The following is a 4,026-nucleotide window of genomic DNA, read 5'->3' as shown; positions in this document are numbered from 1 at the left end:
CTGGGTAAAGGGGTGGTGCACCGCCAGGGCACTGGCGTGGCGATTCTCAATTTCGGCACCTTGTTTCCCCAGGCCAAGGAGGCAGCGGCGGCTCTGAACGCGACGCTTGTGGATATGCGCTTCGTCAAACCGCTTGACGGCGCACTCATAAAGAAACTAGCCGTCAGTCATCAGGCGCTGGTGACGATTGAGGAGAACACCATCATGGGAGGCGCCGGCAGCGGCGTGAACGAATTCATCATGCACCAGCAGCTGCAGGTGTCGGTTTTGAACATAGGCCTACCGGACTATTTCATCCCTCAAGGTAGCCAAGAAGAAATTCGTGCCGATCTGGGTCTCGATAGTGCAGGGATCCGCCGGCAAATCGAGAACTGGCTTGCCTAAGCCTGCGGCGCCGTCCCAGTGCCTATATTTATTATTTTCCTTTACGGCGCCATTCCTCTGGATGATGACCATGGAATATACCACCCTCGGCCAGACTGGCCTACGCGTGTTCTACCTGTATTCCGACAGCAGCAACGAAGAGATCGTCGGCCGGGCGCTGAAGACCTACGTCCGCTGCGATGACGTGGTGGTGGCAACTAAGGTGTTTTTCTGACTGCCGACCTCTCCGGCAGCCTGTTCCGCGCAAATATTCTGAAATCGATCGATAATATAGCCTAACGCGCTTGGATATGGATTATGTCGATTTATTGCAAATTAATCGCTAGACTAGATACCCCACCCCCACTGAAGGAAACGCTGGAGGCATTATATTATGACCCGCTATCAGCACCTCCTCCATGTACGCCTGGCAATTCGTCCGCGTGCTGTATACCGCTGATCTGCACGATTAGATACGGTTTTTCGGTATGCAGGATCGGTACAATTTGATTTAATGGGAAGAAGAGTGGGAAATGCATCCGTTGTGCCTAGCGGAAAATATTACCGTATTGCCATGGCCCTGCTAGCTCGCGGTATGCTTACTCACCCCTTGGGCAAAACCATCGCCCATCTGATATCGGACGAATTTGGCAAAACGCTATTTGAACACAGCGAGGATAATGATGCCCATATCGCCGAACGGATCGGCGTAGTAGCCAAGGTCCGCGGCAGCTCGCGGACAGGTGTCGCTGGCGTGGATGCTTACGGCGGTAACGGCGCCCATCGTTATTGCGTCGCACCCAGCGCAGCTTGCTGAGCTGCTACAGGCCACGGAGGTCAAGCTGGACGGTGAAGAGATAGCCGAGCTGGAAACAGATTACTTACCGCACCATGTGGTGGGATTTCGCTAATGTTGCCGATGCATCCTTTATCCCCTGCCACCGACACAGAGGATACACCCTAAAGCAGCGGCCAGTGATACCTGATCCAGTAAAGGACGCCCGCGGCGATAATCACGGCCACCATTTCGTCGACAATAGTAGCCGTGCCGTTGTGTACCTTGCGATCAAACCAGGCGAATCGGCCAAGGTTTCCAGATACTCATAGCCGGAACAGCAAAAGGCCCTACAGCACCCACCACTAGTCGTTACTGGTAAAGCCATCAGGGTAATCCACATGCCGACGAATTCATCCCAAACTATGCGGCCATAATCATAACCCCATGTCCTGCGCCGTCTGGTGGCAAAAGTAGACACCCAGGTAAAGCTTGATGACCGCCAGCGAATACAGTTGTCACGGCAATAGTAGGCACCAAAACGGAATCGCCGCCGACAAGCCCACAGTGCCGGGCATCCAAGGGAACATGCCTCTGCCGAAGCCCGTTGCCAGCAAATGCCAGGGTTAGAAAGGTTAATCCGCCGGGCGGCCAGCTTATCCATCGTCATTCACTATCGTATATTTTGAAATGATCATACCCGTGCCAGTCATATACTCTACCGGTTGGTAATGGAGAATAAATTGAATCCCTTATATGCGTGCACGGGCGGGCCGATCTGACCGATGCAAGTAAACGGCTCTCAGGTATGGCCAACAGCGCGAAATCCAGTGCGCCGCGATTGATTTCGGGCATAGTGAAGCACGGTTCGTAATCTTCGTCGCTGCCGAGCGCCCACGCAGCGCCTTGATCGGTCGGTAGCGTGGCGCAAGCAGCGCCGGAGAATTGGGGATATATCGAGGTTAATGCGGGGGGCGCCGCAGTCGCTGCGGGCAAGAATATGGCGCAAATCCGTGATAATGCTGTCAGAGATATTGATGACGATATTGGCGAGGTCTCGCAATGCGGCCCTGTAAAATGCGCGGCTGCCGCGAGCAAATATGGCAGGCCAGTAAATATTGACTATCCTGCGTATCCTTAATACTACACTGTAGGCGATTTTGCAGTATCGCTAAACCGGCGGTGTTGTCCCCCAGCGTGCCGGTGACATAGATCCAGTCGCCGATACAGGCGCCGTCACGGGTCAGTGCGCGGCCGGTGGGGATCAAAGCCCTGAACGGTCATCGCTAGGCTCAACGGACCAAGGGTAGTGTCGCCAGCAATCAGTTGTATATTCGTAGTAATCTAACTTCTGGAACAAACTATCGCTGAAGGCAGGCAGCCAGCCCTCACTGCCACCGATAGCGAGGGAAGCGCCAGCGACAGCCAGACCAGATCCGGTGCCCATGGCGGCCAGATCTCTAAGGTTAACCATCAGTGACTTATATCCCGAATCAGAAGGGCTGATGTCCGGCAGAAAATACGTGCCTACCACTAGCGTATCCATACTGATCTCAATCTATTTTTTCTCAGCTACCGACATCAGCGCACAGTCATCGCCGATACCCGCCACCACATCCAGGCGCTTGCTGCGCATCCGGTTGAAATAGTGGTCAATGAGGTCAAAATCATTACATGCCATACTCTATCCAAATATGTGTTAGTACTGGCGTGGTGTAATGGTGGGACCGATAGCCTCGGACCCGCCACGCTATTTTCTATTGTGACAAATCTCCGGGACAACCTTGTCTAGCACGCCATTAATAAATTTATGACTTTCTTCTGCGCCAAAGGTTTTGGCCAGCTCGATAGCTTCGTTGATGGTAACCTTATACGGCACATCCTGGCGCTTGCTCAGTTCAAACAGCGCCAGGCGCAACACAGCGCGCTCCACGTGGCCAATCTCTTCTAGCTGGCGCGAAAGGTAAGGCTCCATCAGCTTATCTAGTTCTTGGGCATTCGTCGCCGCGCCGGCATACAGCTCGTGGAAATAAGCGACATCCACATCCGACGTGTTCTGCTCCGCTAGAAACTGGACTTCAATATCAACAATGTCGTTATGTGATAATTGCCATGAGTAAAGCGCCTGGATGGCACATTCACGAGCACGGCGACGAGCAGCTGGTTTCACAAAATTCCCCTTTCCTTGATTACGCTTTGATAGATTGCAATACGTTAATCATTTCCAGCGCGGTCAGTGCGGCTTCTGCGCCCTTATTGCCGGCCTTAGTGCCAGCTCGTTCGATGGCCTGTTCGATATTCTCAGTGGTCAACACCCCGAACGCTACCGGCAATGCGGTGCGTGCGGCGACCGAAGACAGGCCAGTGCTACATTCGCCGGCGACGAATTCAAAATGCGCAGTGCCGCCACGGATAACCGTGCCTAGCGCCACGATGGCGTCATATTTTTTGCTATCGGCCAGCGTGCTGACCGCTAATGGTAATTCGTAAGCGCCCGGGACCCAGACCACGGTAATGTTTTCGTCTTTGACCTGGCCGATGCGTTTCAGGGTGTCGACGGTGCCATCAAGCAAGCTGCCATTGATGAAGTGGTTAAAGCGCGCAATAGCGATAGCAACGCGCGCATTGGGAGCTACAACTATACCTTCAATAACGTTCATGGTTATCCTTATAAAATAGTAACTATCTGAATCGTCTCGCAAGGAAGGGGATTCTAACATAATACTTTATCTGCTGCGCGGGCCAATTAAACACCCTCGCTGGGTTTCAGACGCAGGCGGATGTCCGGCCCTACTTGCCGGACATCAAGCAGCGTAAAACCTAGCGCCGCGTCAAGTTGTTGCAGCCCTGGCAACAGACACAGCGGGCGGGCATCGGCGCCGAGCAAT

At 53.6% G+C, this 4,026-nt stretch carries 9 protein-coding genes and 1 pseudogene; 4 read left to right on the top strand and 6 right to left on the bottom strand.

Features of this window, described 5'->3' with window-relative positions; all coding sequences use genetic code 11:
* From BG74_RS18225 to BG74_RS20975, 4 genes are all read left to right on the top strand, one after another.
* Positions 1-384 (top strand): transketolase C-terminal domain-containing protein (locus tag BG74_RS18225; RefSeq protein ID WP_305809593.1); only part of this gene is annotated, 384 nt, incomplete at its 5' end.
* A 70-nt stretch (positions 385-454) separates the two neighbouring features.
* Positions 455-598 carry a hypothetical protein gene (locus tag BG74_RS20985; RefSeq protein ID WP_439895726.1) on the top strand — a complete coding sequence of 48 codons (144 nt, stop codon included), beginning with the start codon at positions 455-457 and terminating at the stop codon, positions 596-598.
* A 291-nt stretch (positions 599-889) separates the two neighbouring features.
* Positions 890-1,180: a hypothetical protein gene (locus BG74_RS20980; protein ID WP_439895725.1), complete on the top strand. Its 291-nt coding sequence runs from the start codon at positions 890-892 to the stop codon at positions 1,178-1,180.
* A complete protein-coding gene (locus tag BG74_RS20975; protein ID WP_439895724.1) occupies positions 1,122-1,274 on the top strand; it encodes a hypothetical protein in 153 nt (50 codons plus the stop codon). Before BG74_RS20980 ends, BG74_RS20975 begins: the two co-directional genes overlap by 59 nt.
* A gap of 49 nt (positions 1,275-1,323) precedes the next feature.
* Here BG74_RS20975 and BG74_RS18220 read toward each other — a convergent pair.
* From BG74_RS18220 to ribH, 6 genes and pseudogenes are all read right to left on the bottom strand, one after another.
* Positions 1,324-1,755, bottom strand: a pseudogene (locus tag BG74_RS18220) (phosphatidylglycerophosphatase A).
* 408 nt (positions 1,756-2,163) lie between these two features.
* Positions 2,164-2,406, bottom strand: a complete 243-nt coding sequence (locus BG74_RS20970; RefSeq protein ID WP_439895723.1) for a hypothetical protein — start codon at positions 2,404-2,406, stop codon at positions 2,164-2,166.
* Complete coding sequence (locus tag BG74_RS20965; RefSeq protein WP_439895722.1) at positions 2,403-2,684, bottom strand: AIR synthase related protein; 282 nt, start codon at positions 2,682-2,684, stop codon at positions 2,403-2,405. Before BG74_RS20965 ends, BG74_RS20970 begins: the two co-directional genes overlap by 4 nt.
* A 12-nt stretch (positions 2,685-2,696) precedes the next feature.
* Complete coding sequence (locus tag BG74_RS20960; RefSeq protein ID WP_439895721.1) at positions 2,697-2,819, bottom strand: hypothetical protein; 123 nt, start codon at positions 2,817-2,819, stop codon at positions 2,697-2,699.
* 69 nt (positions 2,820-2,888) lie between these two features.
* Positions 2,889-3,308 (bottom strand): transcription antitermination factor NusB, encoded by a 420-nt coding sequence (nusB, locus tag BG74_RS08560; RefSeq protein ID WP_066597844.1) that lies wholly within the window; start codon positions 3,306-3,308, stop codon positions 2,889-2,891.
* Positions 3,309-3,327: 19 nt separating this feature from the next.
* Complete coding sequence (gene ribH / locus BG74_RS08555) at positions 3,328-3,798, bottom strand: 6,7-dimethyl-8-ribityllumazine synthase (protein ID WP_066597842.1); 471 nt, start codon at positions 3,796-3,798, stop codon at positions 3,328-3,330.
* Positions 3,799-4,026: the final 228 nt, after the last annotated feature.

The organism is Sodalis-like endosymbiont of Proechinophthirus fluctus (assembly GCF_001602625.1).
GTDB lineage: Bacteria > Pseudomonadota > Gammaproteobacteria > Enterobacterales > Enterobacteriaceae.
Note: the sequence above shows the minus strand (reverse complement) of the source record. Positions and strands in the feature narration are given on the sequence as shown.